The 25483-nt window shown below is 62.6% G+C and carries 24 protein-coding genes; 11 read left to right on the top strand and 13 right to left on the bottom strand.

Annotated features, from left to right (window positions below; translation table 11 throughout):
* Positions 1 to 53: 53 nt before the first annotated feature.
* The 5 genes from P3T21_RS22970 to pxpB form a co-directional block, all read right to left on the bottom strand.
* Entirely contained in the window at positions 54 to 1007 is a 954-nt protein-coding gene (locus tag P3T21_RS22970; RefSeq protein WP_429258242.1) for a DUF979 domain-containing protein, read from the bottom strand.
* Entirely contained in the window at positions 1004 to 1759 is a 756-nt protein-coding gene (locus P3T21_RS22965; RefSeq protein ID WP_429258241.1) for a DUF969 domain-containing protein, read from the bottom strand. Before P3T21_RS22965 ends, P3T21_RS22970 begins: the two co-directional genes overlap by 4 nt.
* A 337-nt stretch (positions 1760 to 2096) precedes the next feature.
* Positions 2097 to 2849, bottom strand: coding sequence for a 5-oxoprolinase subunit PxpA (gene pxpA, locus P3T21_RS22960; RefSeq protein ID WP_429258240.1), 753 nt, complete (start codon positions 2847 to 2849; stop codon positions 2097 to 2099).
* Between the two features lie 10 nt (positions 2850 to 2859).
* A complete protein-coding gene (locus P3T21_RS22955) occupies positions 2860 to 3921 on the bottom strand; it encodes a biotin-dependent carboxyltransferase family protein (RefSeq protein ID WP_429258239.1) in 1062 nt (353 codons plus the stop codon).
* The gene (gene pxpB / locus P3T21_RS22950) at positions 3918 to 4571 is read right to left on the bottom strand and encodes a 5-oxoprolinase subunit PxpB (RefSeq protein ID WP_429258238.1); all 654 of its coding nucleotides are present in this window, start codon (positions 4569 to 4571) and stop codon (positions 3918 to 3920) included. The genes P3T21_RS22955 and pxpB overlap by 4 nt, the downstream gene beginning before the upstream one ends.
* Before the next feature lie 209 nt (positions 4572 to 4780).
* Here pxpB and P3T21_RS22945 point away from each other — a divergent pair, with 209 nt between their 5' ends.
* A complete protein-coding gene (locus P3T21_RS22945; protein WP_429258237.1) occupies positions 4781 to 5293 on the top strand; it encodes a winged helix DNA-binding protein in 513 nt (170 codons plus the stop codon).
* Between the two features lie 13 nt (positions 5294 to 5306).
* On the opposite strand, the gene P3T21_RS22940 is transcribed toward P3T21_RS22945, so the two are convergent.
* A complete protein-coding gene (locus P3T21_RS22940) occupies positions 5307 to 5906 on the bottom strand; it encodes a 5-formyltetrahydrofolate cyclo-ligase (RefSeq protein WP_429258236.1) in 600 nt (199 codons plus the stop codon).
* 20 nt (positions 5907 to 5926) lie between these two features.
* On the opposite strand from P3T21_RS22940, the gene P3T21_RS22935 reads away from it, so the two are divergent.
* From P3T21_RS22935 to P3T21_RS22920, 4 genes are all read left to right on the top strand, one after another.
* Entirely contained in the window at positions 5927 to 7894 is a 1968-nt protein-coding gene (locus tag P3T21_RS22935) for a transglycosylase SLT domain-containing protein (RefSeq protein ID WP_429258235.1), read from the top strand.
* 84 nt (positions 7895 to 7978) lie between these two features.
* Positions 7979 to 8932, top strand: a complete 954-nt coding sequence (locus tag P3T21_RS22930) for a complex I NDUFA9 subunit family protein (protein ID WP_429258234.1) — start codon at positions 7979 to 7981, stop codon at positions 8930 to 8932.
* A 26-nt stretch (positions 8933 to 8958) separates the two neighbouring features.
* Positions 8959 to 9606, top strand: coding sequence for a glutathione S-transferase family protein (locus tag P3T21_RS22925; protein WP_429258233.1), 648 nt, complete (start codon positions 8959 to 8961; stop codon positions 9604 to 9606).
* Positions 9603 to 10844: a multifunctional CCA addition/repair protein gene (locus P3T21_RS22920; RefSeq protein WP_429258232.1), complete on the top strand. Its 1242-nt coding sequence runs from the start codon at positions 9603 to 9605 to the stop codon at positions 10842 to 10844. Before P3T21_RS22925 ends, P3T21_RS22920 begins: the two co-directional genes overlap by 4 nt.
* A gap of 926 nt (positions 10845 to 11770) precedes the next feature.
* Here the strand turns inward: P3T21_RS22920 and P3T21_RS22915 are convergent.
* Both P3T21_RS22915 and P3T21_RS22910 read right to left on the bottom strand, forming a co-directional pair.
* On the bottom strand, positions 11771 to 11965 hold the full coding sequence (locus tag P3T21_RS22915; protein WP_429258231.1) for a DUF2905 domain-containing protein: 195 nt from the start codon (positions 11963 to 11965) through the stop codon (positions 11771 to 11773).
* A 10-nt stretch (positions 11966 to 11975) separates the two neighbouring features.
* Positions 11976 to 13163, bottom strand: a complete 1188-nt coding sequence (locus P3T21_RS22910) for a class I SAM-dependent methyltransferase (RefSeq protein WP_429258230.1) — start codon at positions 13161 to 13163, stop codon at positions 11976 to 11978.
* 13 nt (positions 13164 to 13176) lie between these two features.
* Here P3T21_RS22910 and P3T21_RS22905 point away from each other — a divergent pair, with 13 nt between their 5' ends.
* Together P3T21_RS22905 and P3T21_RS22900 are read left to right on the top strand one after the other, a co-directional pair.
* Positions 13177 to 14001, top strand: a complete 825-nt coding sequence (locus tag P3T21_RS22905; protein ID WP_429258229.1) for an SDR family oxidoreductase — start codon at positions 13177 to 13179, stop codon at positions 13999 to 14001.
* Positions 14002 to 14082: 81 nt separating this feature from the next.
* Positions 14083 to 14478 carry a dihydroneopterin aldolase gene (locus tag P3T21_RS22900; protein ID WP_429258228.1) on the top strand — a complete coding sequence of 132 codons (396 nt, stop codon included), beginning with the start codon at positions 14083 to 14085 and terminating at the stop codon, positions 14476 to 14478.
* Here the strand turns inward: P3T21_RS22900 and ttcA are convergent.
* Positions 14475 to 15413 carry a tRNA 2-thiocytidine(32) synthetase TtcA gene (gene ttcA, locus P3T21_RS22895; protein ID WP_429258227.1) on the bottom strand — a complete coding sequence of 313 codons (939 nt, stop codon included), beginning with the start codon at positions 15411 to 15413 and terminating at the stop codon, positions 14475 to 14477. The two genes, P3T21_RS22900 and ttcA, sit on opposite strands and share 4 nt — an antisense overlap.
* 218 nt (positions 15414 to 15631) lie before the next feature.
* On the opposite strand from ttcA, the gene glmU reads away from it, so the two are divergent.
* Together glmU and glmS are read left to right on the top strand one after the other, a co-directional pair.
* The gene (glmU, locus tag P3T21_RS22890) at positions 15632 to 16993 is read left to right on the top strand and encodes a bifunctional UDP-N-acetylglucosamine diphosphorylase/glucosamine-1-phosphate N-acetyltransferase GlmU (protein WP_429258226.1); all 1362 of its coding nucleotides are present in this window, start codon (positions 15632 to 15634) and stop codon (positions 16991 to 16993) included.
* Positions 16994 to 17064: 71 nt separating this feature from the next.
* Positions 17065 to 18882 carry a glutamine--fructose-6-phosphate transaminase (isomerizing) gene (gene glmS / locus P3T21_RS22885; RefSeq protein WP_429258225.1) on the top strand — a complete coding sequence of 606 codons (1818 nt, stop codon included), beginning with the start codon at positions 17065 to 17067 and terminating at the stop codon, positions 18880 to 18882.
* Positions 18883 to 18994: 112 nt separating this feature from the next.
* On the opposite strand, the gene P3T21_RS22880 is transcribed toward glmS, so the two are convergent.
* The 3 genes from P3T21_RS22880 to P3T21_RS22870 all read right to left on the bottom strand — a co-directional run bounded on the left by P3T21_RS22880 (position 18995) and on the right by P3T21_RS22870 (position 21514).
* A complete protein-coding gene (locus tag P3T21_RS22880; protein ID WP_429258224.1) occupies positions 18995 to 19267 on the bottom strand; it encodes a hypothetical protein in 273 nt (90 codons plus the stop codon).
* Between the two features lie 172 nt (positions 19268 to 19439).
* Positions 19440 to 20138 carry a glycine zipper 2TM domain-containing protein gene (locus P3T21_RS22875; protein WP_429258223.1) on the bottom strand — a complete coding sequence of 233 codons (699 nt, stop codon included), beginning with the start codon at positions 20136 to 20138 and terminating at the stop codon, positions 19440 to 19442.
* A 128-nt stretch (positions 20139 to 20266) separates the two neighbouring features.
* Positions 20267 to 21514 (bottom strand): MFS transporter, encoded by a 1248-nt coding sequence (locus tag P3T21_RS22870; protein ID WP_429258222.1) that lies wholly within the window; start codon positions 21512 to 21514, stop codon positions 20267 to 20269.
* A 452-nt stretch (positions 21515 to 21966) separates the two neighbouring features.
* Between P3T21_RS22870 and P3T21_RS22865 the strand changes: the two genes are divergently transcribed.
* Positions 21967 to 22251, top strand: a complete 285-nt coding sequence (locus P3T21_RS22865) for a hypothetical protein (RefSeq protein WP_429258221.1) — start codon at positions 21967 to 21969, stop codon at positions 22249 to 22251.
* A gap of 972 nt (positions 22252 to 23223) precedes the next feature.
* On the top strand, positions 23224 to 23475 hold the full coding sequence (locus P3T21_RS22860; RefSeq protein ID WP_429258220.1) for a hypothetical protein: 252 nt from the start codon (positions 23224 to 23226) through the stop codon (positions 23473 to 23475).
* 126 nt (positions 23476 to 23601) lie between these two features.
* Here the strand turns inward: P3T21_RS22860 and P3T21_RS22855 are convergent, their stop codons facing one another.
* On the bottom strand, positions 23602 to 25314 hold the full coding sequence (locus P3T21_RS22855) for a tetratricopeptide repeat protein (protein ID WP_429258219.1): 1713 nt from the start codon (positions 25312 to 25314) through the stop codon (positions 23602 to 23604).
* Positions 25315 to 25483: the final 169 nt, after the last annotated feature.

Here is a 25483-nt window from a genome sequence, read left to right as displayed (position 1 = left end):
CGCCCGTCCGTCGCATGCGATCACTGCACAACGAACAGGCGCTATATCAAGCCTTAAAGAAACATCAGGACGTTCAGCAGGAAGATGTTCACGACCAGCAGCGTCAACGCGGTTGGCACCTGCACCTTGATCACCGCGTTCTTATCCGGCAATTCGAGGAGCGCGGCCGGCACCATGTTGAAGTTCGCGGCCATCGGCGTCATCAGCGTGCCGCAGTAGCCTGAGAACATCCCGATCGCGACCATCACGGCCGGATTGCCGTGGAATACGCCAACCAGAATCGGCACGCCCACGCCGCCCGTCATCACCGGGAACGCGGCGAAGCCGTTGCCCATCACCATCGTGAACAGCGCCATGCCGATGCAGTACACGGCCACCGCGACGAGCCGGTAGTCGAGATTCACGTACGCGATGGTCAGATGCGCGACGGCCTTGCCGACGCCCGCGTCCGAGAACACGAGCCCGAGCATGCCGAGCATCTGCGGCAGCACGGCGGCCCACGAAAGCGCGTCGACGAGCCGGCGCGTTTCCTTCATCGACTGGCCGACGGTGTCGCGCGTCATCACGCACGCAACGGCCAGCGCGATCACACAGCCAATACCGAAGCCGATCAGCGTAACGTTCTTCAGTTCGACAAGCGGCATGCCGCCGACGCTGAAATACTTCGCCGTGAGCGTGACGATCACGGTCACGACCGGAATCGTCAGCGCCGGAACGAACAGCTTGTTGCCGAGGCGCCGTGCACTTGCGAGCCGCGTTTCTTCGGAGAGCACTTTCGGCTTCGCCCCCGTGACGCCGCCGAAACCGGCAATCAGCGCCATCGCGATCACCAGCACGCCGACCACTTCCGGCGGAAGCCGGTCGCCGACGAGGAAGATCAGCGCGTAGAGGATCCAGAAGCCGCCAGCCGTGAAGCGGCGCGGATGCTCCCGATCCGAAATGATCATGCCGCCGACGATCAGCAGCACGATCCCGAGCAGCCAGAACAGATAGTTGATGGTGATCATGCGTTGTCTCCCGAAGCCGTCTGGGATTGCGACTGTGTCTGTTTGCCGGCGCCTGTCGCAGCCGTGCCGCGCAGTTCGCGTTCGAGCTTGCGATCGAGCAGCCACAGCCGGAAGCCGTGAACGATGAACGCGCAGGTCGCGGTTGGAATACCCCAAACAGCGACATGCATCGGTTCGACGACGATGCCCGCTTCCTTCAGGAAGGTGACCATCAGCACGATCGCGCCGAACGCGACGAAGATGTCTTCGCCGAAGAACAGGCCGACGTTGTCCGTCGCGGCCGAATACGCGCGCAGGCGGTAGCGGACCGCATCGCTCAACTTGCCGAAGCGGCTTTCGGTTGCGCCTTCGGCCATCGGCGCGAGGAGCGGACGCACCATCTGCGGATGGCCGCCGAGGCCGGTCAGGCCGACGGCCGCCGTCAGTTCTCGCACCAGCAGATAGACGATGAGGAGACGCCCCGCGGTCGCCGCCTTGATGCCGGCGATCCAGATCTGCGCACGTTCGCGCAGGCCGTGCCGTTCGAGCAGCCCGATCACCGCAAGCGGCAGCAGGATGATGAGCGGAATGTTGCGGGTCTTGATGAAGCCGGTGCCGATCGCCGCGAGGATTTTCTCAGGCGGGAAATGCGCGGCGAGGGCGGTGGCGATTGCGGCGGCCGCCACGATCAGCATCGGATTGAAGCGCAATACAAACCCGATGATGATGACGGCTACGCCAATGAGCGGCCATAAACTGACTGTTGTCTGCATCTGGATCTCCAAACTGGGTTCTCTATGTGGTTGAACCCGGATGCCGCTGGTGGCGGCTCATATTGGGCGGCGCGCCGGGCGTGCCGTGCGCCGTCCTGCCCTGCGCGGCTCTTGCTGGCCGCGTCGACTGCGTCGTTGTTGCTGCGTTGCTGCATTTCGGGTGCTTCGGGTGCATCTACCGCGACTGCTCAGGGTGTTGCGCCCGCAGCGACTTCTGCTGCGGGTGATACGGGTCATGCGTGTGTTGCGACTTCTGCTCTATCTGGCAAACGCCCCGCGTGAAGCGGGGCGTCGATGTCGTCGGGTCTTTCGGGTGATGGCTGCGCCGTCTGTCCTGTCAGACGCGCACGCTGGTGGCCGCGTGCACGCTGATGCCGGCATCGGCGAGCGCGGCCCGGATGCGCTGCGCGAAAGCCAGCGCGTGCGGACCGTCGCCATGCAGACAGATCGTCTGTGCGTTGAGCGGCACCCACTGACCGTCCACTGCCTGTACGCGCTGCTCGCGCACCATGGCCAGCGTGCGTGCGAGCACGACCTCTTCGTCATCGAGCAAGGCGCCTGGCTCCTTGCGCGGCACAAGCGAACCGTCCGCGCGATAACCGCGGTCGGCGAACACCTCTTCGATGGCGGTCAGTCCCGCTTCACGCGCCGCGCTCACCAGTCCGCTGTTCGCCAGCGCAAACACGGCCACCGAAGGATCGAAGTCATGCACCGCCGAAACGATCGCATCGGCGATTTTCGGGTCGCGCGCGGCCTGGTTGTAGAGCGCGCCGTGCGGCTTCACGTGCGCGATGCGCCCACCTTCCGCCTGTGCAATCGCCGACAGCGCGCCGAGCTGGTACAGCACGCCCGCGTAGATATCGCCGACCGGCAGGTCCATCTCCTTGCGACCGAAGTTCTCCGGATCGTTGAAGCTCGGATGCGCGCCGATCGACACGCCTTTCTGCACCGCCCAGCGTACGCAGTCGCGCATCGCGGTCGCGCCGCCGGCATGCCAGCCGCACGCGATGTTGGCCGAGCTGACGAGATCGAGCAGCGCCTCGTCGGAACCGCATCCTTCGCCGAGGTCGGCGTTCAAATCAATTTCCATGGTGTTTCTCCTACTGGTCCTGCAATGCCGCCAGCGCCGGCTGGCGCGCGCAGCGTTCTTCATGCATCGCGATCGCGGCATCGATCTGCCGCAGATAGGCGCGTTCTTCGAGCAGCGCCTGACGCGCTTCTACAGGTGTTGCCGGCACAAAGCGAACCGATGCGTTGAGCCGCACCTGCGCGAGCTTCCACATGTCGGCCTGGATCACCGCGCCGATCTTCGGATAGCCGCCTGTTGTCTGCGCGTCGCCCATCAGGACGATCGGCTGGCCGTTCGGCGGCACCTGGATCGTGCCCGGCAGCACCGCGTGCGACAGCAGATCGGTCTTCCGTTTGCGCGCGAGTTCCGCGCCGGCAAGGCGATAGCCCATCCGGTTGCTGTTCGGCGTGACGAGCCACTCGTCGGCCCAGAAGCGGGTGTGCGCGTCGGTTGTGAAGCTGTCGTATTCGGGACCGGGCAGCACGCGGATGGGCACGGCCCACGGCACATTCGACGGATGACGCCCGCGCCGCAGCGGTTCATGAACCAGCACGAACTTGCACCAGGCGGGCGCTTTCACGCCGAATTCCGGCGCGTCCGGACTGAACCACGAACCGGGGCGCGCGACGGGCGCGCCGACAGGGAGACGGTCGCCATCACGCAGCGCGCGTCCGCCGAGTCCGCCAAAGCCGCCGCTGAGATCGGTGCTGCGCGAACCCAGCATCGGCAGGACGTCGATGCCGCCGGCCACGGCGACGTAACCGCGCATGCCGCGCCTCGCCGCGTTGAGCGTGAGTGCCTGGCCGGCCTGCACGGGCAGGCTCCACCACGAATACACCGGCTTGCCGTCGAGCGTCGCGCTGAACTCGGTGCCGGTGATCGCGATGCGTGTGGCGCGCGGAAAGCGCAGCACAGTCGGGCCGAAGGTGATTTCGAGGCCGGCCGCATCCGGCCGGTTACCGACGAGCCGGTTGCCGACTTCGAGCGACAGGCGATCGAGCGCGCCGCCCATCGCGACGCCGAGATGCCGGTAGCCGTGGCGCCCAAGATCCTGGACGGTGGTCAACAGACCTGCGTGGATGACATCGATCATGCGTCGATCCCCGCAATCGTGAAGCGCACGCGGTCGCCCGGCTGCAGCAGGGTGGGCGGCGTGCGCGTGGGGTCGAAGAGCGGCAGTTCAGTGTGGCCAATCAGCTGCCAGCCGCCCGGCGACGCGGCCGGATAAATACCGGTTTGCGCGCCGCCGATGCCGACCGTGCCAGCCGGGACTTCGAGTCGCGGCTCCGCGCGTCGCGGCGTGTGCAGCTTCTCTTCAAGGCCGCCCATGTAGGCAAAGCCCGGCTGGAAGCCGAGGAAGAACACGACGTACTCGCCCGCGGCGTGACGCTTCACCACTTCGTCTGTCGACAATCCCGTATGTTTCGCGACGACCTTGAGATCCGGACCCGCCTTGCCGCCGTACGTGACCGGGATTTCGACCTCGCGACCAGCATCCGCTGCCTTACCGGTGGCGTCCCACGCGGCGCGCAGCATTTCCGTGAGCGCGTCGCGATCGGCTTCCAGCGGGTTGATGACCAGCGTCAGATTGTTCATGCCCGGCACGACTTCGAGCACGTGTGGCCAGCCGCGCGCGGCCTGCGCGGCCGCCCAGACGCGCTGCTGGCAGGCGAGCGTCGCCGGTGGCGGAGATTCGCAGACGAGCGCGTTATCGCCCAACGGATAGATGCGTGGCTGATTCATGAATGACTTGGTTTGAGTCGAAAACCCGACCCGCCGTGCGCCACATGCCAGATTCGTCCGACGAGAACTGGCGATGTACCGCACGTTGGGTAGGCTACATTCTCAATAAGTTATCTACAATTTATCAATAAGCGTTTGTGCCAGGCTCACATTTCCAGGACGGCGTCGTACACTTCCGGCACCTTCCCAACATGTATAGAGATTGCCTCATGTCGCGTCATCCCACCAAGATCGTCTCCTCGGAACACCTCGTTTCTGAAACGAGCGCGGAGCTATCCGAGCTGGAATATGCGCTGATCATGGCAGGCAACGCGTTCAACCGCTGGATGGTGCGCTGCATGTCGGCAGCGGGCGACAAGGACATGACCGCCATCGAGGTGTCGCTGCTGCACCACGTGAGCCATCGCGAGCGTCGCAAGAAACTGGCCGACATCTGCTTCGTGCTGAACATCGAAGATACGCACGTCGCGACCTATGCGCTGAAGAAGCTCGTAGCTAGAGGGTATGTAAAAAGCGAAAAGACCGGCAAGGAAGTGTTTTTCGAAGCGACGGAAGCCGGCCGCGAGCTATGCCTCAAATATCGCGAAGTCCGCGAGAACTGCCTGATCGAGACGTTGAAGGACAGCGGTCTCACGAACGAGCAGATCGGCGAGGCGGCGCAGTTGATGCGCAACGCATCCGGCCTGTACGATACAGCAGCGCGCGCGGCGGCTTCGCTTTAACGCGCGCGCAATATCAGTCTGTCCGCTTTGGGTAACAGGCGAGCTCGGTGATGATCGCGTCGAGCGGAATGTCGTGCGCCTCGCGCGGCAGTGCGTCCATGCGGCAGGCTTCGTATGCGATGCCCACTGTCACCGGCTTTATCGCGCTGGGCCAGGTGGTCAGCGTGCGGTCGTAATAGCCGCCGCCGTAGCCGAGCCGGAAGGCGTCCTCGTCGAAACCCACGCAGGGAATCAACAGCAGATCGGGGATCACGTCACGTCCCGAGTCGGGCTCCGGAATCCGGTGATGGCCGGTTTTCATCGCCGTGTCCGGCGTCCACGCGTGAAATGCCAGCGGCGAATACACGCTATGAATGACCGGCAATCCTGCCTCGCGTCCTGTATCGGCGGCGAGCCATTCGGCGATCGCTTCGCGTGCATCGAATTCACCGGCGAGCGGCCAGTAGAACCCCACGCGAGCCGGCGCATAACGCTGCAGCACATGAAGCACCTGATGCTTTAACGCCGCCGCGTGCGCGGGCTCGCGAGCCGCATCGAGACGGGCTTTGAGCAGTGTTGCGCGCAGTTCCTTTTTCGATTTCGCGTCGGGGTTGCATGCTATGCTTGGCTTCAATTCTCGCTCCAGAAACAACGATGTCAAAACGCCTCTTTCGAGTATATCGCGCGGCCGGTTCTGCGCTGGCTGCCGCGGCACTCGTTGCGTGCGGCACGGCTTCTGCCGTCCGGCCTGTCACCATCACCCAGCTCACGCCTGACGATCAGACCTTCATCCAGCTTCGCGAGGCTGCGCGCAATAACGATGCGCCGCGCGCCGCGCAGCTGGCGAGCATGATTCCGGACTATCCGGCGCCGTCGTATCTCGAGTACTTCCAGTTGAAGCCGCAACTCTTCGACGGCTCGGGTCACGCGCGCATCGACGCGCCTGATGAACCGGTGCTGTCGTTCCTGCAGAAGTATGACGGCCAGGCGATCGCCGACCGTCTGCGCAACGACTATCTGGTTGTGCTCGGCGCGCGTCACGACTGGCGCAATTTCGATCAGCAATATGCGCGCTTCGTGTTGAACGACGATACGCAGGTGAAGTGCTATGCGCTCGAATCGCGCGCGGCACGCGGCGAAAATGTCGCCGAAGCGGCGCGCGCGCTGCTCGTCGATCCGAAGCAGTACGGCGACGGCTGCGTCGATCTGATCACGACGCTCGCGATCAACCAGCAGTTCTCGAACGATGACGTGTGGCAGCAGATCCGCGTCGCGTACGAGCAGAACTACACGAACACGGGCGCGAAGCTTGTCGATGCGCTCGGCAACCAGCGCCCTGATCCGGTGCTGTTCGATCAGGCGGCAAGTACGCCGCCGCTCCTGCTCGCGCGTGGCGTCGGCCCGGATTCGCAGTCGCATCAACTGGCGCTGCTCGCAATCACGCGTATGGCGCGCAACGATCCGGCGATGGCGGCTTCGACGTTTGCTTCGGTGGCGCCGTCGCTCACCACGCCCGAGCGCGCGATCGGCTGGGGCACGATTGCTTACCAGGCGGCCTCGAAGCAGATGCCTGCTGCGATCGACTGGTACCGGCTGTCGGCGAATGCGCCGCTGTCAAACCCGGCGTACGAGTGGCGCACGCGCATGGCGCTGCTCGTCGGCGACTGGACGATGGTGCGCTGGTCGATCGAGCAGATGCCGCCGTCGCTGCGCACGCAATCGTCGTGGGTTTACTGGCACGCGCGCGCGGTGAAGCAGAACGGCGACCCGGTCACGGCGAACCAGGAATTCGAACAGATTGCGCAGGACTATAACTTCTACGGCCAGCTCGCCGCCGAAGAACTCGGCCAGAAGATCACGGTGCCGCCCAAAACCACCGTCAGCGATGCAGAAGTCGGGCAGGCGGGCGCCACACCGGGCTTCGCGCTCGCGCAGCGTTTTTACGCGCTGAACCTGCGGCTCGAAGGCAATCGCGAATGGAACTGGCCGCTGCGTGCGATGACCGACCGTCAGCTGATCGCGACGGCCGAGTACGCGCGACGTATCGAGCTGTATGACCGCGCCGTCAATACGGCGGACCGCACGAAGACCGAACACGACTTCTCGCTGCGTTACCTGTCGCCGTTCCGCGATATCGTCGAGCGCGATGCGCAGTCCACGGGTCTCGACGTCGAATGGGCGTATGGGCTGATCCGTCAGGAATCGCGCTTCATCATGAATGCGCGTTCGGAAGTGGGCGCAAGCGGCTTGATGCAGTTGATGCCGGGCACCGCGCAACTGGTCGCGAAGAAGATCGGTCTGGGTACGATTTCGCGCGCGCAGATGAACGATATCGACACGAACATCCTGCTGGGCACCAACTATCTGTCGATGATCTACAATCAGTTCGACGGCTCCGCGGTCCTTGCGACGGCGGGTTACAACGCCGGTCCGGGACGTCCGCGCGCGTGGAAGCAGAACTTGCCGCGGGGCGTCGAGGGCGCGATTTTCGCGGAATCGATCCCGTTCCAGGAAACCCGCGACTACGTGAAGAATGTGTTGTCCAACACGGTCTACTATGCGGCACTGTTCGAAGGCCGTCCGCAATCGCTGAAAGTGCGTCTGGGCTATATCGCACCATAAAACGCCAGCGCCACGCCGCCGCGCTTCGCAGCGCGGCGGCCGCCTCACCAGCCGTTGCTGCGGCTTCCACCCAGGGAGTCGAAAATGCGCCATCAAGCCATCGCGATTATCGGCGGGTCCGGATTTATCGGCAGCCACCTCGTCAACGCGCTCGTCGAGCTCGGCAAGGACGTGCGCATCGCCACACGCCGACGGCACAATGCCCGTCATCTGACGCTGTTGCCCATCGATGTGCTCGAAGTCGACGTGTTCGACCCGGTGCAACTCGCCAGTTTCCTGGAAAATGCCGACGCGGTGATCAACCTGGTCGGCACCTTGCACGCGCGTCGCGCCAATCCGTACGGCCCCGAGTTCGCGAAAGCGCACGTCGAACTGCCGACGAAAATCGTGGCCGCCTGCGAAGGCAAGGGCGTGCATCGCCTGATCCATGTGAGCGCGATTGGCGCGGACCCGAAAGGGCCGAGCATGTATCTGCGCTCGAAGGGCGACGGCGAGAAAGCCGTGCGTCAGTCGACGCTGGCGGCCACTATTTTCAGGCCATCTGTCGTGTTCGGGCCGGAGGACGCGTTTCTGAACCAGTTTGCGTTCCTGCAGCGCGTCTTCCCGATCATTCCGCTCGCGATGCCCGATGCGAAGTTCCAGCCGGTGTTCGTCGGCGACGTCGCGAAGGCGATTTCGAACGTGCTCGATCTCGATGCCGCGAGCGGTCGTACGTACGAACTGGGCGGTCCGACCGTGTACACGCTGGAGCAGCTGGTGAAATTATGCGGCGACGTGATTGGCCGTCATGCGCGCATCATCCGACTGCCGGAGGCGCTTGCGCGGCTGCAGGCGATGACGTTCGAAATGGCGCCCGGCGAGCCGATCATTACGCGCGACAATCTCGATTCGATGAAAGTGGACAGCGTGCTGAGCGGACCGCTTGCGCCTGAACTCGGCATCGAGCCTGCGAGCATCGAGACCATCGCCCCGGTGTATCTGACGGGCGCATCGATGCGTTCGCGCTTCAATACGTTCCGCGCTAACGCGGGGCGGTAACGCTTCTCTTTTTCTGATGGGCAAGCATGAAACTCGTTATTGGCGACAAGAACTATTCATCGTGGTCGATGCGTCCGTGGCTGGTGCTGAAGCATTTCGGCATTCCATTCGAGGAGCGCACGATCGAATTGCAGGAGGTGGATTCGAAGACGTCGATCCTCGCGCTTTCTCCGTCGGGCAAGGTGCCGTGCCTGATCACCGATGACAACGTGCCCGTGTGGGACTCGCTTGCCATCTGCGAGACGCTCGCCGACCAGTTTCCGCAACACGCGATGTGGCCGCGCGACGCGGCGGCGCGGGCGCAGGCGCGCAGCGTGAGTGCCGAGATGCATTCGGGTTTCGGCGCGCTGCGTTCGGCGATGTGGATGAATATCCGCGCGTCGTTTCCCGGCAAGGGATCGACGCCGGAGGCGCTGGCCGACGTGGCGCGCGTCGACGCGTTGTGGTGCGACTGCATCGAGAAGCATGGCGGGCCGTTCCTGTTCGGCGAGTTCAGCATCGCGGATGCGATGTACGCGCCGGTGGTGATGCGCTTCAACACGTGGCAACCGCCGCTTTCCGAGGTTGCGGCCACGTACGCGCGCCGCGTGACGGAGCAGCCGGACGTACGTGCGTGGATCGACGATGCGCTGCGCGAGACGCATCGCGTGCCGTACTACGACGCCTGCGCATGAATATCTACGCGGTGGGTGGCGCGATCCGCGACGAACTGCTGGGCGTCCCGGTGAAGGACCGCGACTACGTGGTGGTCGGCGCAACGCCGGAGCAGATGGTGGCGCAGGGTTATCGACCCGTCGGCAAGGATTTCCCGGTGTTCCTGCATCCGCTGACGCACGAGGAATATGCGCTCGCGCGCACGGAGCGGAAGACGGCGGCGGGCTATCACGGTTTCCAGTTTTACTACGCGCCTGACGTCACGCTCGAAGAGGATCTTGCGCGGCGTGATCTGACCATTAACGCGATGGCGCGCGAAGTGCGTCCAGATGGCGAACTGACCGGTCCGGTGATCGACCCGTTCAACGGGCAGGCGGACGTGCGGGATCGCGTGTTCCGTCATGTCAGCGATGCGTTTCTTGAAGACCCCGTGCGGATTTTGCGGATTGCGCGGTTTGCGGCGCGCTTTGCCGACTTCACGGTGGCGCCGGAGACGATGGCGCTGATGAAGAAGATGGTTGCTGCCGGCGAAGTGGATGCGCTTGTGCCTGAGCGCGTGTGGCAGGAGGTGTCGCGCGGATTGATGGAGCAGAAGCCTTCGCGGATGATCGGGTTACTGCGGGAATGTGGTGCGCTCGCGCGCGTGTTGCCGGAGATCGATGGGTTGTTTGGTGTGCCGCAGCGGGCGGATTATCACCCTGAAGTCGACACGGGCGTGCATGTGATGATGGTGCTGGATCACGCTGCGACGCAGGGGTATGCATTGACGGTGCGGTTCGCTGCGTTGACGCACGATCTTGGCAAGGCGACGACGCCCGAGGATGTGTTGCCCCGGCATATTGGGCACGAAGGGCGCAGTGTCGATTTGCTGAAGCCTTTGTGTGAGCGGTTGCGGGTGCCGAATGAGTGTCGTGATCTGGCGGTGCTCGTGGCGCGGGAGCATGGGAACATTCATCGTGTGATGGAGACTGGCGCCGCCGGGTTGGTGCGGTTGTTCGAGCGATGTGATGCGTTGAGGAAACCTGCGCGGTTTGCTGAAGCGTTGCAGGCGTGCGAGGCGGATGCTCGCGGGCGGTTGGGGTTTGAAGCGCGGGCGTATCCGCAGGCTGAGAGATTGCGGATCGCGCTTGTGGCTGCGCGGGCTGTGGATGGAGGGGCTGTGGCTGGCCGGTTTGCTGACCGGCCTTCTCTGATTAAGGATGCTGTTCAGCAGGAGCGGGTTCGGGCGGTTGCGTTTGCTCTTGGGGAAAGTGTTTAGTTGGGGTTGGGCTTTTCTTGTGTTCGTGTCGGTCTATTGGCGTCGCCCGATCCTCGGTGATCTTGCGGTGTTGCCTTTCCTTGTATTCATGTCGGTCTATTAGCGTCGCCCCTGTGCGGGGCGGCACCTACTTTTCTTTGTCCTTGCCAAAGAAAAGTAGGCAAAAGAAAGGCGCCGAAAACTCGTCCGTTCCGGGGTGTGTCGCTGCCGGGGAATGGCACCCCATGAAGTGTCGCCCCCGTGCTTCACACGGCATGGGTCCGCGCACGATCTGATCCCCCGCACAGTACCGTTCGTGACAAAGCATTCATTCACCCGGCTCCGCGCTACGCGCATCGCCGTGAGATACAACCTGCCTGCACCTGCACCTGCACCTGCACGCGTCAGAGAGGTATGTGCCGCAGTCTATTGATTGCTTTTAATGAATCTAGTTGTGGCTCAAACGTGCAGAGCCACGTGGCGAACCCATCCGCGACGCACGCAGTGCGGAGTGGGGTGGATGAGTGCCTTGTCACGGGCGGTACTGTGCGGGAGACGTTCTCGTGCGCGGACCTATATATTGTTTCTGTGCGGGGGTGACACTTCATGGGGTGCCATTCCCCGGCAGCGACACACCCCGGAACGGACGAGTTTTCGGCGCCTTTCTTTTGCCTACTTTTCTTTGGCAAGGACAAAGAAAAGTAGGTGCCGCCCCGCACAGGGGCGACGCCAATAGACCGACATGAACACAAGGAAAGGCCAAAAAAAACCCAAAACCGCGCCATAAGAAGCGCCTGTGGGCAAGTAGGTGCCGCCCCGCACAGGGGCAACGCCAATAGACCGACACGAATACAAGGAAAGGCCAAAAAAAAGCGCTCACCAAAAAACGAAGCGCCTGCTGGCAAAGAAAAAAACCTGCCGCCCCGCCAAAGGGGCAAAACCAGCCCCTAAAGCAACCGCACAACAACCGCCAAAACCAAACTCAAAACAAGAGTAGACATAAAAGGAAACGGATACTCTTTCCCGCGAACGCGGAGGGTAATATCTCCTGGCAATCTCCCAACACCAACCTTCCTGAGCCAAGGCCAGCACCGCGACAACACCGCGACAGCAATAAAAGTAGTGAGCAGCCAGCGGATCATGGCAACGCGCTCAAAGCGAATGTGACCGGTCGCCGCGCGCAAACGCGGCAATCCCATCCTCGATGCCGCGCGAAAACGCGATCACCTTGAACAGCTCGCCCATCTCAGCCTCAGAGAGCAGCTTCTGCACCGCATTCGCCGCAGGCAGATACCGCATCACGTCAGAAGGATCGAGATCGGCAAGCGCATCGGTGATGCCGGCATTCATCAGAAACCGCGCCTGCGACGTATACCCAAGCAGATCCGCACCCGCATCGACACCCGCTTCGGCAACACCCGTAAACTCGACGTGCGCCGTAATGTCCTGCAACCCCGGATACAAAAACGGATCGCCATGCGCGCGATGCCGGTAGTGACACATCAACGTCCCCTGCGCGCGCTGCGCATGGTAATACTCGTGACGCGGAAAACCATAGTCGATAAAGAACGCCGCGCCACGCTCAAGCATCGTGCAGATCGTTCGCGTAAAAGCAAACGCAGCCTGGTGCGTCTCAACGACATAATCGCCTTCCACTTCAAGCGAATCCAGAAGCACCATGTCGGAAGTCGTGCCAACCGGCCGGTCTTCAAAGGCCAAAGCATCGTCGCGCCACGTCACGCCTCGCTCGTGCCACGCGCCGTTCGCGCGCGCAAAGAGTCGCACAGGCATCGCGTCCAGTACTTCGTTGCCAATCACGACGCCTTCGAAATGTTCGGGCAACGCATCCAGCCAGCGCACGCGCGCAGCAAGCGCAGGTGCATCGGCTTCGATCGTCGCGCGCTGACGCTCACGCAGTTCACCCGACAGATCGACAATCGAATACGTATCGAATGGCACTTCCTGTGCCGCGAGTTCGTTCAGCAGCCCCGCGGCAAGTTTCCCTGTGCCCGCGCCAAACTCCATCACGTCGCGCGTACCGCTTGCCGCCAGCGCTTCCGCCACCGGGCGCGCAAGCGTCGCAGCGAAAAGCGGTGACAGTTCGGGTGCCGTGACGAAATCGCTGCCGTCCTCCGCATGACGTCCAAACTTCATCGCGCCGCCACTGTAATAGCCGAGGCCCGGCGCGTATAGCGCGCGTTCCATGTAGCGGTCGAACGGTAACCAGCCGCTGTTCGCGTCGATCTCGGCGCGGATCTGCGCCACCAGCGCTTCCGACTGCGCAAGCGCGGCGGGGCCGGGAGCAGGTAAACTATCGGGTTCGTGAGCTTTCGGATTCATCCGCATATTGTAAATGACCGACTCTTTCCGTACTTCCCCCGCCGAGAGCACCCAAAGCGCGCCCGCGCGCGTCGTGCTGGTTACCGGCGCTGCCCGCAGGATCGGCCGCGCGCTCGCGATCGGCTTCGCGGCCAGAGGCTGGGACGTGGCCGTGCATTTCGGCGCATCCCGTGAGGAAGCCGATGAGGTGGTCGAAGAAATCGTCGCGCTCGGACGTCGCGCGGTCGCGCTGCACGCGGATCTCGCCATCGAGGCACAGGTCGAGAGGCTCGTGCCGGATTGCATCGCGGCACTCGGGGGGCTCGCCTGCGTGATCAACAATGCGTCGCTTTTCGCGGAAGATACGGCGAGGGACGTCGGCTACGAGCGTCTGCTGAACCTCGCGGCGATCAATCTGGGCGCGCCACTCGTGCTGGCGCGCATGTTGTACGAGGCGACGCCAGAAGCCGCGCTTGGTGACGAATCGCTGCGTGGCGTCGTCATCAACGTGCTGGATCAAAAGCTGTACAACATGAATCCGGACTATCTTTCATACACGGTGTTGAAAGCCGCGCTGCAGGCGGCAACCGTCGCGCAGGCGCAGTCGCTCGCGCCGAAATTGCGCGTGGTGGGGCTCGCGCCGGGGCTCACGCTTCAATCCGCCGATCAGACGTCGCAAAGTTTCGCCGAAGCGCATCAGGTGACGCCGCTTGGCCGCGCGTCGCGGCCCGAGGATCTTGTCGCCGCTGCGCTGTATCTCGCGGATGCTCGGGGTGTGACCGGAACGACGCTGGTTGTCGACGGCGGCCAGCACCTCGTGCCGCTGCCGCGCGACGTAATGTTTTTGACGGGCGCCTGAACGCACGCGGCGGCTGCTTCAGCCGCGCTGCACGAAGCGCTCCTTGCGTGTCCGCACGCTTCTTTCGACACTGGAACGATCATGCTTGACGCTCTCTCGCATCCCCGGCTCGCCGACTGTCGCCGGCTCTTTCTGCGCAACTACGAAGTGCATATCAACATCGGTGTGCATGACTTCGAGAAGCGTGGCGAGCAGCGCGTCGTGATCAACGTCGAACTGTACGTGCCGCTCGCGCTGTCGACGCCGGTAGCGGACAAGCTCAGCGAAGTGGTCGACTACGATTTCATGCGCTCGACCATCGCGCGTCGCGTCGAACAGGGCCACATTCATCTGCAGGAAACGTTGTGCGATGACGTCGTGAAGACGATGCTCGCGCATCCGCACGTGCGCGCAGCACGCGTATCGACGGAAAAGCCGGATGTCTATCCGGACTGCGACGCCGTAGGCGTCGAAGTCTTTCGGATCAAGGAAGATTAAGCGTCGGCGGTGTTGCCCGCGGCAGCAGGAGCGGCCGCGGCGCGACGCGCAGGGCGCACGAACTCGATGCGGTTCTCGCTGGAATGCGAGAAGACGAGCGCGGTCTGCGCGTATGACGTATCACCGAAGAGCGATGCTTCGTCGATTTTCGCGAGACCCGGCGCCAGTGCGCGGAAGTCGAACAGGCTGGTGTCGGCGAGATGCGACGGCACGACATCCGACAGCGCGCGGAACACGTTGTCGACGCGGCCCGGCGTATCCCGTTCCCATTGCGTCAGCATGTCCTTCACCTTCTTGCGCTGAAGATTTTCCTGCGAGCCGCACAGGTCGCACGGAATGATCGGATATTCCATCGCGCGCGCGTAGGTCGCGATGTCTGATTCCTTGCAGTACGCGAGCGGACGGATCACGATGTGCGCGCCGTCGTCGGTGGCGAGCTTCGGCGGCATCGCCTTCATCTTTCCACCAAAGAACAGGTTCAGAAAGAACGTCTCGACGATGTCGTCACGATGATGGCCCAGCGCGATCTTGTTCGCGCCCAGTTCCTTTGCCGTTCTGTAGATCACCCCGCGACGCAGGCGCGAGCACAGCGAACACGTCGTCTTGCCTTCCGGGACCTTCTCCTTGACGATCGAATGCGTGTCGGCCTCGACGATCCGGTACTTGACGCCGATCGACTCAAAATACTGCGGCAGGATTTCTTCCGGAAAGCCGGGATGCTTCTGGTCGAGATTCATCGCGATGATCTCGAAGTTCACCGGCGCGCGCTTTTGCAGCGCGAGCAGGACGGAGAGCATCGTGTAAGAGTCCTTGCCACCGCTCATGCACGTCAGGATTTTGTCCCCGTCTTCGATCATGTTGAAGTCAGCGATCGCTTTGCCGACCTGCGACTGCAGTCGGGTTTCGAGACGGAAAAAATTGTTTGAGGCTTTCATGGCAGGCACGGAACAGAGTGAAGATTGCCGGGAGCGGCGCGCGGAACGTAGAAAACAGACGTCGAAATGCGGGGCCGGGCAGAGCCCCAGATGATACATCCAAATACAAATCAAGGACTTGGACGGAAAAGCGGACGGAAGCTGTAGTGAGCGCGTCTTCGATAGTGGGACGCGCGTGCTAACATTGAAGGCTTCCAACTCGACCCCTCGTCGGCGCCATGAATATTGTCATTTTGGCGGCAGGCACCGGTAAGCGTATGCGTTCCGCGCTGCCGAAGGTGCTGCATCCTCTGGCCGGCCGGCCGCTTCTGTCTCATGTCATCGACACCGCGCGCACGCTTGATCCGACCCGACTCGTCGTCGTGATCGGCCACGGCGCGGAAGCTGTTCGCAGTGCCGTCGCTGCGCCCGATGTGCAGTTCGCCGTGCAGGAGCAGCAGCTTGGCACCGGTCACGCGGTGCAACAGGCGCTGCCGCTGCTGGATGCCTCGGTGCCGACGCTCGTGCTGTATGGCGACGTGCCGCTTACGCGCACAAGCACGCTTAAACGTCTGACCGACCGCGCGGGCCTCGGCGGCTATGGCGTGCTCACGGTCACGCTCGACGATCCCGCAGGCTACGGCCGCATCGTGCGCGACGTGAACGGCAAGGTGCAACGCATCGTCGAGCAGAAAGATGCGACGCCCGAGCAGCAGAAGATCGCCGAGATCAACACCGGCATCATCGTCACGCCGACGCAGCAACTCGCAGGCTGGCTCGCTTCGCTGAAGAACGACAACGCGCAGGGCGAGTACTACCTTACCGACGTCGTCGAACTCGCGATCGAAGCCGGTCTCGACGTCGTCACGGCGCAGCCGGACGAAGCGTGGGAAACGCTCGGCGTCAACAGCAAGCAGCAGCTTGCCGGGCTCGAACGCATTCACCAGCACAACGTCGCGGAAGCGCTGCTGGTGGCGGGCGTCACGCTGGCCGATCCGGCGCGTATCGATGTGCGCGGCACGCTTGAATGCGGCCGCGATGTCTCGATCGACGTGAACTGCGTGTTCGAAGGCACCGTGAAACTGGCCGACAACGTGACGATCGCAGCGAACTGCGTGATCCGTAACGCGACGATTGGCGCGGGCACGCGCGTCGATGCGTTCACGCATATCGAAGGCGCTGAAGTGGGCGAGAAGGTTGTGCTCGGCCCGTACGCGCGGCTGCGCCCAGGCGCGACGCTGAAGGACGAATCGCACGTCGGCAACTTTGTCGAAGTGAAGAACGCAGTGCTCGGCCACGGCTCGAAGGCGAATCACCTCACGTACATCGGCGACGCCGATATCGGCGCGCGCGTGAACATCGGCGCGGGCACGATCACGTGCAACTACGATGGCGCGAACAAGTCGCGCACGATCATCGAAGACGATGTGTTCGTCGGCTCGGACACGCAACTCGTCGCGCCGGTGCGCGTCGGGCGTGGCGTGACGATTGCGGCAGGCACGACAGTATGGAAGGACGTCGAGGAGAATCTCCTCGTGCTGAACGAGAAAACGCAGGTCGGCAAGACCGGCTACGTTCGCCCAGTCAAAAAGAAAAGCTGACGGGAAGCGCCGTGTTTTCGCGTGCGTTTCTGCATGGCACGGCACCCAACCCTGCAAAGGAATAGATACTTATGTGCGGCATTGTCGGCGCGGTTGCGCAACGTAACATCGTCCCGGTTCTGATCGAAGGACTGCGACGCCTCGAATATCGCGGCTACGATTCCTGTGGCGTCGCCGTGCTGGCGGGCGGCGAGCCGCATCGCGCGCGCAGCGTGGCGCGCGTCGCCGATCTCGACGCGCAGGTGCGCGAGACGCATCTCGAAGGCGTCACGGGCATCGCGCACACGCGCTGGGCGACGCATGGCGCGCCCGTCACGAACAACGCGCATCCGATCTTCTCGCGCAACGCGCTGGCGCTCGTGCACAACGGCATCATCGAGAACTACGAGTCGCTGCGTGAAACGCTGCGCGGCAAGGGCTACGAGTTCGTCTCGCAGACCGACACCGAAGTGATCGCGCATCTGATCCACAGCCTGTATCGCGGCGATCTGTTCGCAGCGGTGCGCGAAGCCGTGCAGCAGTTGCATGGCGCTTACGCGATCGCGGTCGAGCACAAGGACCAGCCGAACACGGTGGTCGGCGCGCGTCAGGGCTCGCCGCTTGTTGTCGGTCTCGGCGATGGCGAGAACTTCCTCGCTTCCGATGCCCTCGCGCTTGCCGGCAGCACTGAACGCTTCATCTTTCTCGAAGAAGGCGATGTCTGCGAACTGACGCTCGAACGCGTGCGGATCGCCGATCGCGACGGCAACGACGTGCAGCGCGAAGTGCGCACGGTCGCGGCATATGGCGGCGCGGTCGAACTCGGACCGTATCGTCACTTCATGCAGAAGGAAATTTTCGAGCAGCCGCGCGCGATCAGCGACACGATTCCGCAAGCCGATTCATTCGATGCATCCCTGTTTGGCGACGCAGCGGCCCGGGCGTTTGGCGAGATCGACAGCCTGCTGATTCTTGCCTGCGGCACGAGCTACTACTCGGGGCTGACCGCGAAGTACTGGCTCGAATCAATTGCGAAGATTCCGACGCAGGTCGAAATTGCGAGCGAATATCGCTATCGCGATTCGGTGCCCAATCCGAAGTCGCTGGTGGTGGTGATCTCGCAGTCGGGTGAGACAGCCGATACATTGGCTGCGCTCAAGCATGCGCAGTCGCTCGGGCACAAGCACACGCTCTCGGTGTGCAACGTGGGAACGAGCGCGATGGTACGGCTCACCGAACTGTCATTCCTGACGCATGCAGGAACCGAGATTGGCGTGGCATCGACGAAGGCATTCACGACGCAGCTCGTCGCGCTGTTCGTGCTGGCCGCGACGCTCGGCAAATTGCGCGGGCATGTCGACGCTTCGCTCGAAGCGGAATACGTGCGCCAGTTGCGCCACCTGCCGGCTGCGCTTAACAGCGTGCTGGCGCTGGAACCGCAGATCATCGCGTGGTCGGAAGATTTTTCGCGCAAGGAAAACGCGTTGTTCCTCGGGCGCGGTCTGCATTACCCGATCGCTCTGGAAGGCGCGCTGAAGCTCAAGGAAATCTCGTACATCCACGCCGAAGCGTATCCGGCGGGTGAACTCAAGCACGGGCCGCTTGCGCTGGTCACTGAAGCGATGCCGGTCGTGACGGTTGCGCCGAACGATGCGCTGCTTGAGAAGCTCAAGTCGAACATGCAGGAAGTGCGCGCGCGTGGCGGTGAGCTGTATGTGTTCGCCGATGCCGATACGCGCATCGTCAGCGAAGATGGCCTTCACGTGATCCGCATGCCGGAGCACTATGGGTTGCTCTCGCCGATCCTGCATGTGGTGCCGCTGCAGCTGCTGGCGTATCACACGGCGTGTTCGCGCGGCACTGACGTCGACAAGCCGCGCAACCTGGCTAAATCCGTGACGGTTGAGTGAGCGCGCGGGCGTAGCTCACGATCTGCGCCAGACAACAGTTGCGTGTCCCTGCGGACACGCTTCAGTCACGCATCAGGATGATCCCTTTCGACGATAGCGTGGCATCCGCAACTCAGTCATCGTCGTCGCCGTGGTGACGATGCTTCCAGCCACGATGCCGGTCATCGTCGTGCCAGCGGCGCTCGTCGCCATATCCATAACCGTAATAGGCGGGAGCAGGCGCATAGACGACAGGCGGAGGCGCCTCATAGACGACGGCCGGCTGCTCCAGATACACAGGCGCTGGCACGCCAAGGAAGACGCCGACGTCTACATGGGCCATGGCGGCGCTGGAAGCACACGCGGTGAAGAGGCCTGCTGCGAATAAAAGAGTAGCGCGTTTCATGCTGTTTTTCTCCAGGCCCGTTCGCCTCAGGCGGTCGCCGGGCAGTGACGGATGACGTGGATTGTAGGGTGACCCGAGGTCCGCATATACAGCGCCATTGTCACTTGTGTAACCACAGGTAACGTATGCAGCCGCAAGCCTGTCCCCGGACGGGGACAGGCGTGTCATGCCGTCAAGCCGCGCTCAGGGAATCGCCAGAAACGCGAACACGTTCGCCAACCTGAACGTCCGGCTGCGTCGTATAGCTGAAGTTCCGATAGCTGCCATCCTGCATGCGCACCTGTACCTGCCAGGTGGTCTGCTTGCGCACGGCGTGCTCGATGCCGTTGCCGGCCACGCCGCCGCCCACGGCTCCTGCGATGGTCGCAAGAACACGGCCACGTCCACCGCCAATCTGATTCCCAATCAGGCCGCCTGCTACCGCGCCACCCACTGCGCCGAGGCCCGTTGTCGGCTCCGGGGCCTGGACGGTGTTGATGGCGACCACCTCACCCGCATAGGGATCGGCCGCGACCGGCCTCGGCGCGGCGGATTCCGAAGACGCCTGATAACCCTGATTGTTCGCGTACGCTGGCGATTGCGGAACAGGCGCGCTGTGCGTGTGATGGACGCGTGGTCGAGCAGGTGCAGCTTCCTGTGCCTGACCTTGCGCGATATTCGATTGCGGAGTCGCGAGCGGAGCGCTGGCCATCGGCGCGATCGCCGGCACCACGAGCGGCGCGGGTGCTGGAACGGCGTGTGAAGTCGGCAGAATGCCGGTCATCGCTGCGATTCCGGTTGCACTCGCGAGGATGACCGCCACTGCCGCGCCAGCGACCAAAGGGTGAATGCGACCGCGCTGCGGGTTGCTGGAGGTAAGGTTCGTGTTCATTGCGGACTCCGCTGGTAGTTGCCTGCAATAACGCTGCGGCAGCGAAGGCGGTGTACTCAACCGGAGCGATCCTTTGTAACCATTTGTACCGCGTCGGCCTTCCGCGCGTCGACCTGGCGGCGGAACGGCTACTCCGGGGTCGCCCGGCACGGGATCGACGCTGCGTCAGGGCGCTTTTCGCGTGCACCAAAACTGGCGAGTGCGACCAACCCTAGCAGCGCTAGTCCACTACCGAAGAGGAAGTCAGCCTGCATGCCGACGTGGTCGACGATTACACCGCCGATTAACGAGCCGGACGCGATGGCAACCTGGATGATGCTCACAAACAGTGCAGAGCCTGCTTCCGGCGAGTCCGGCGTGGCGCGTTGAATCCAGACGCTGAAACACAGCGGAAGCGCGCCAAAGGCGACGCCCCACGCAAGTACGACGGCCGCGACACCCGACTCCGAATGTTGCAGGAGAGGCAGCGACAGAAGAGCGAACATCAGGAGGGAGATCATCGCGCCGACCGACATTTTCAGACTGCGCACCACCGTCGATGAAATAGCGAAATTCGAGAAAAATCCGATGATGCCGAACCCGAGCAGCAGCCAGGTGATGCTGGACATGCTGAGATCCGCATTTCGCAGCAGGAACGGCGTGATGTACGTGTAAGAGGAAAAGTGCGCGCCGAAGACAAGCGCAACCATCAGCATGCTTCTGCGTGGATGCGGCCGGCGCAGCAAGCCCACCAGATCACTCGTCCGCAATGCAGCCGTCGACGGCAAGGACGGCACGAGAAAGAACTGGGCGACAAGCGCAATGGCGACGAGTACGCCCGTCGCCATGAACGAAGCCCGCCATGATGCAAAGCTGGCGATAAATGTTCCTAGCGGCACACCAATCACCGTTGCACACGTCACGCCCGTCAGTATCGTCGCCATTGCCTTTGCAGAATCCCGGGGCGCCACCAGTCGTCCAGACGCAGCTGTCGCCAGGGTCCAGAAACCACCGAGTGCCGCGCCCAGCAGTGCACGTCCCAGCAGCATCACTGGAAAACTGGGCGCAAAGGCGGAGATCAGATTGGACGCGAGCAGCAGCGTTGTCAGCAACAGGAAAACACGTCGGCGGTCCATGAGTCCCGCCACCAGCATCAGGCCCGGAGCAGAGATGGCTGCAATAACGCCTGGGACGGTCACCATCAAACCCGCCGTACCAGGCGAAACGCCCAGTTCCTTCGCGACGCGCGGCAACAGGCCCACCGGCAAAAACTCGGTTGTCACAAATGCAAAAGCGCCTATGGCAACGGCCACGACAGCCAGCCACGAACGCAGAGACGACGAAGTGCCGTCATCCGGCGAGGCATTGCCTGCCGGCAAGTTGTCTTCAATATGCATAGTATTGTTTGCGGGAAACTAAACGACGATTGGGATTGGACTGGATTTGCAGGGCTAATCGCGTCCAAAGCATCCAGTCGAGATCACGATGCGGTGCCGGTACGAAGCATCACCAGACGCACGCCTAAGCGGGACACCATAGCATCGTATTAATTCGCTCGCAGACGGACTAAAAAAATCACACCCGGGCGCATGGGTGTTGCCAATACGTTCTGTCGGCCCTGTTCTCGCCGTATTTTCCGTTTTTGAATCCACGTGCCGATGTCTGCCGTATATGCAGTCAGGGCAGCGCAATCGGGCGTTGCCTGTTCGGGTGTCGCGCGCGTGAAGCGGTCGCTGCCCCATCTGCCCGAGCAACTGCTTGCGCTTTGCCGCTACGCAAACAGTCAGCCTTTAGCGGTGCCTGAAACCTCGACGCTGTTATGCACACGCCGGGTTCGCCGGAGATGATCATGGAAAAAGTTACGCTGAAAGTTGTGCTGGCTTGCGCCGCTATCGTCTCACTCAGCGCCGCAACCGCGACGTTTGCACAGGGAGGCGGGAATGGAAACGGCGGAACTGGCGGCGGAGGCGCGCACGGCGCCGCCACAGCAGGGAGGACCTACCACAGTGAGCCTGTCACGAGCCTCTGGAACCCGGAACCGGGCAGGATGATGAAGCACACGGGCATGCCCGAGACCGGCATGCCCGGCATGCCGCCGGACAGCGGTGCCATGCAGGCAAAACCCGTGCAGTAACGTCGATCTGGGGGCGAGGCGCCGGGCGTCACCTAATCTGATTGACGTCAGAAAAATCCCGCCGGACGCGACCGTCGTGCCGCAATTCGCCAAACTGGCCGACGAATGTGCTTCGTTTCGCGCAATTGAATTTCCGTCGCCGCGCCTAAACTTGTTTCCATGGAGCACGTCATTGCGCCATCGAAGCGGTCCCCTCCGCGTCGTGTTGAACCGTACCGTTGATAGCAATTCAGGCATGTGTAGTCGAGGCTGGAGATTGTGAAGTCCGCAGTCAGTCGAAGTCGCAGCAGAAGTAACGCAGTTGACTCACTATTCGATGCAAGCAGTCGGGGTTTGCAGCAAGCTGTAAGTGAAGGACCACGTTTTGATCCAGTAGAAAAAGCAGGTGCAGGAGAAGTAACAGCAGCGTTGTTGTGATGAGAGTATGTCGGCGAGCCTCCACGCGCTTGCGCGAGTCTCCATCCTGTCGAGCCCTGTCTCCCCACGGAGCAGGGCTTTTTTTCGTTCCGAAAACCGACAGCAACAAGCATGTGTTCGTGCATGGCCAACACCTCGAAACAGGGACGTGCTGCATTCGCGTCCGGGGAGAAGCGGCATGTCAGGATGACATCCGACTGCATTTTCGGCGCTCCGTGTCAGGCAGGAATGAGCGCGCGGCCTGCACAGGAAATCGTGTTGGCTGAGGCGCGCGTATTCGTTCAATTGCCGGTCTGCAAGACCGTCTCTTTCTTGAGGTAGAGGTGGACCCGTCTTTCCGATCGCGGCATGACCAGGCGCCGCAAGCGTGCATCCGTTCCTGCTGACAAAACCTTCCCGTCGCGCGTCTACCCGATGCGCCGCGCGAAATCAGAAAGAGGAAGCCGCGTCTGTCACCACCCTGTGTTCCGTTCGATCGCGTTCGCGTTCGCATCAAGCGGAACGTTTGCGGTTTGGTGCGTCCGGTGTGACGCCCGCTTGTGCAAGGAGATGGAGATGAAAGTGACCGTACTGATCGTGGGTGGACTGCTTTGCGCGGCATCGTGGCAGGCAAATGCCGCCGATGCCGATGCTTCAGCCGCACCCGCAGCGCAACCCGCCGCAGCGGTTGTCGACGCGCAAGGTCCGCAGCCTGGCGGGGGGACGATGTCGGGTGGGCCTGCTTCGACGCAGAACCAGAAGCGCCAGCAGTCCGACCCGAACAGCGACGCGGCTCGCCTGCAGGACATTTTCAAGGGTGGAAGTTGAGCTTGACGTGTTGTGTCCTTAATCCGATCCCGAAAAAATCAGTCGTGCAGACAGGTGCGCCCTCGAATTTATAATGGGGTACGGTGCCGCCGCGCGTGACCTTCGCGTCGCGTGCGGCTCGCTTGTCTACCCCCGTTGCGTCGCGATTCTGCGAATCGCGCCGGACGGATGCTTTTCTTCCGCCTTCACCGACGGCGCGGCACTTTCTTTCGCTTCGACGTAGCGGTCGCCTGTGCCATATGAATGCGGCACGCGCGCGCGGCCAGGCAGGGCGAGTTCCGGATTGCTGCATACGCGCGCCTGTTCGCTGGCGCCCGACACCGCGGCCTGACTGAGCGAGGCCTGATGAAGCGCCACCGGTCGAACCGGCGCATCGCTGCAACCCCACGATTCGAGCAGCGACGGCGCCATGCCCGTCTGGCATTGCCGGCGCGCTTTCGTGATCCGGTCACTGACGTTGACGTACGTGTCGTCGTGCAGCGCAGTGAGCCGCTGATACGCACGGCCGGCTGAATCGATGTTCAGTGCAACGGCGATCCGATACGCGTCACGCGCTTCGCTATCCATCTGTTCGAGCGAACCCGGATGCAGTTCCATCGTGTACACCTCGGAAGCCGAAACCGGCAGCCTCAACGCATCGCCGCGGTTGACCCACGCTTCCTGATAACCGGGACTCTGTTTGATCGCCGTCTTCAGTTCGTCGAGCGCGGCCTCGCGATAGCCGCCTGCCGGCATCGCTTCGTCGTCGACCGTACTGCCGGAGCGCGCTAATGCCACGTACGCACGGGCGAGGGCATTGTGCGCGGGCGCGTAGTCCGGTTTTCCATCGATCGCCTTGTTCAGCACTTCGGTTGCCTGCCGGTAGCAGCCCATATCGTTCAGCGCGACGCCCCAGTTGTAGTACGCCCACGCTCGCGCACCGCGCCACTTCCATTGCTGCTGACCTTCTTCGACGATACGGCGCGCGTAGCGGATCGTGCCGTCGTAGTGATGTTCGTAGGTCTCGAGCTTCGACAGGGCGAGCAATGCCCACGCTGCGTTTTTCTCGTAAGCGTGGGTGTTTTCGGCGCTGCCACCCGCAGCGAGACTTTCGAACAGCTCGTGCATAGGCCGGAAGTCGCACGTGAACTGCCCTTCGAGGCAGCGGTCCTGCTCGACCGCCGTCAGATATTCGGCATAGAGCAGCGGACTCTGATGTTTGAGGATCGCGATAGCGGCCTGTTTGAACGCATTGCTGAGCGCGGTCGCTTCACCGTTGCCTTCGCTTTTCAGGGCAGCGCGCTGTTTGTTGCTGTTGCGCTCCTTGCCGTGCGGCGTGCTTTCGGGTGTGCTGGAACCGTTTAGCAAAAGGATGTGACCGTCCGGGTCCCGCAGTGTGAGCATCAGCGTGAATCGTTCGGGCGTGCCGATCACACTGCCGTATAGGGACGAGTCGCGCTTCAGCAGCGCTCTCGCAAATTCGATCACGGGACGCACGGAAAAGCCGGTACCGGGCACAGTAAAGTCAGGCAGCTTGAATTCCGTCAGGACCTGTTCAGTGTCCGTCGCGGGCGTGACGCCTTGCGCTTTTTCGCGCAGGCCGCTGATGGTGTCGACCAGCATGTGCTGCAGCATCACGTCGGTGTAGCCGCGCTCCAGGAATGTGTCGGGGATCTGGATCGGCTCGACGATCGTCATCGGATCGAGCAGGTAGCCGCACCATCTGATTGCCTGCGGAACCAGGAAGTACGCGCACGTCGCGACGATCAGACCGACCACCACCGAGTACAGCACCCGTCCGTAGACGAACCTGGCCAACGCGAGCAGCCAGCTTCCGGGTGGGGATTCAAAGAAGGTCATGATGGGTCTCCTGGGGGCGCCGATGTGAACCGATGCCTGCCGTGATGCGGAGGTTGTTGCGGTGGGCGCGACATCTTTAAGGCATCGTCCGTGCCAGTTGTCGCGAAGCCCTGATGCATAAGGCATGGGGAGAAAACGAGAGACGCGCGAATCTCACAATGGTCGGAAG

The sequence above is a fragment of the Paraburkholderia sp. GAS334 genome, assembly GCF_050436625.1.
Classification (GTDB): Bacteria; Pseudomonadota; Gammaproteobacteria; order Burkholderiales; family Burkholderiaceae; genus Paraburkholderia.
Note: the sequence above shows the minus strand (reverse complement) of the source record. Positions and strands in the feature narration are given on the sequence as shown.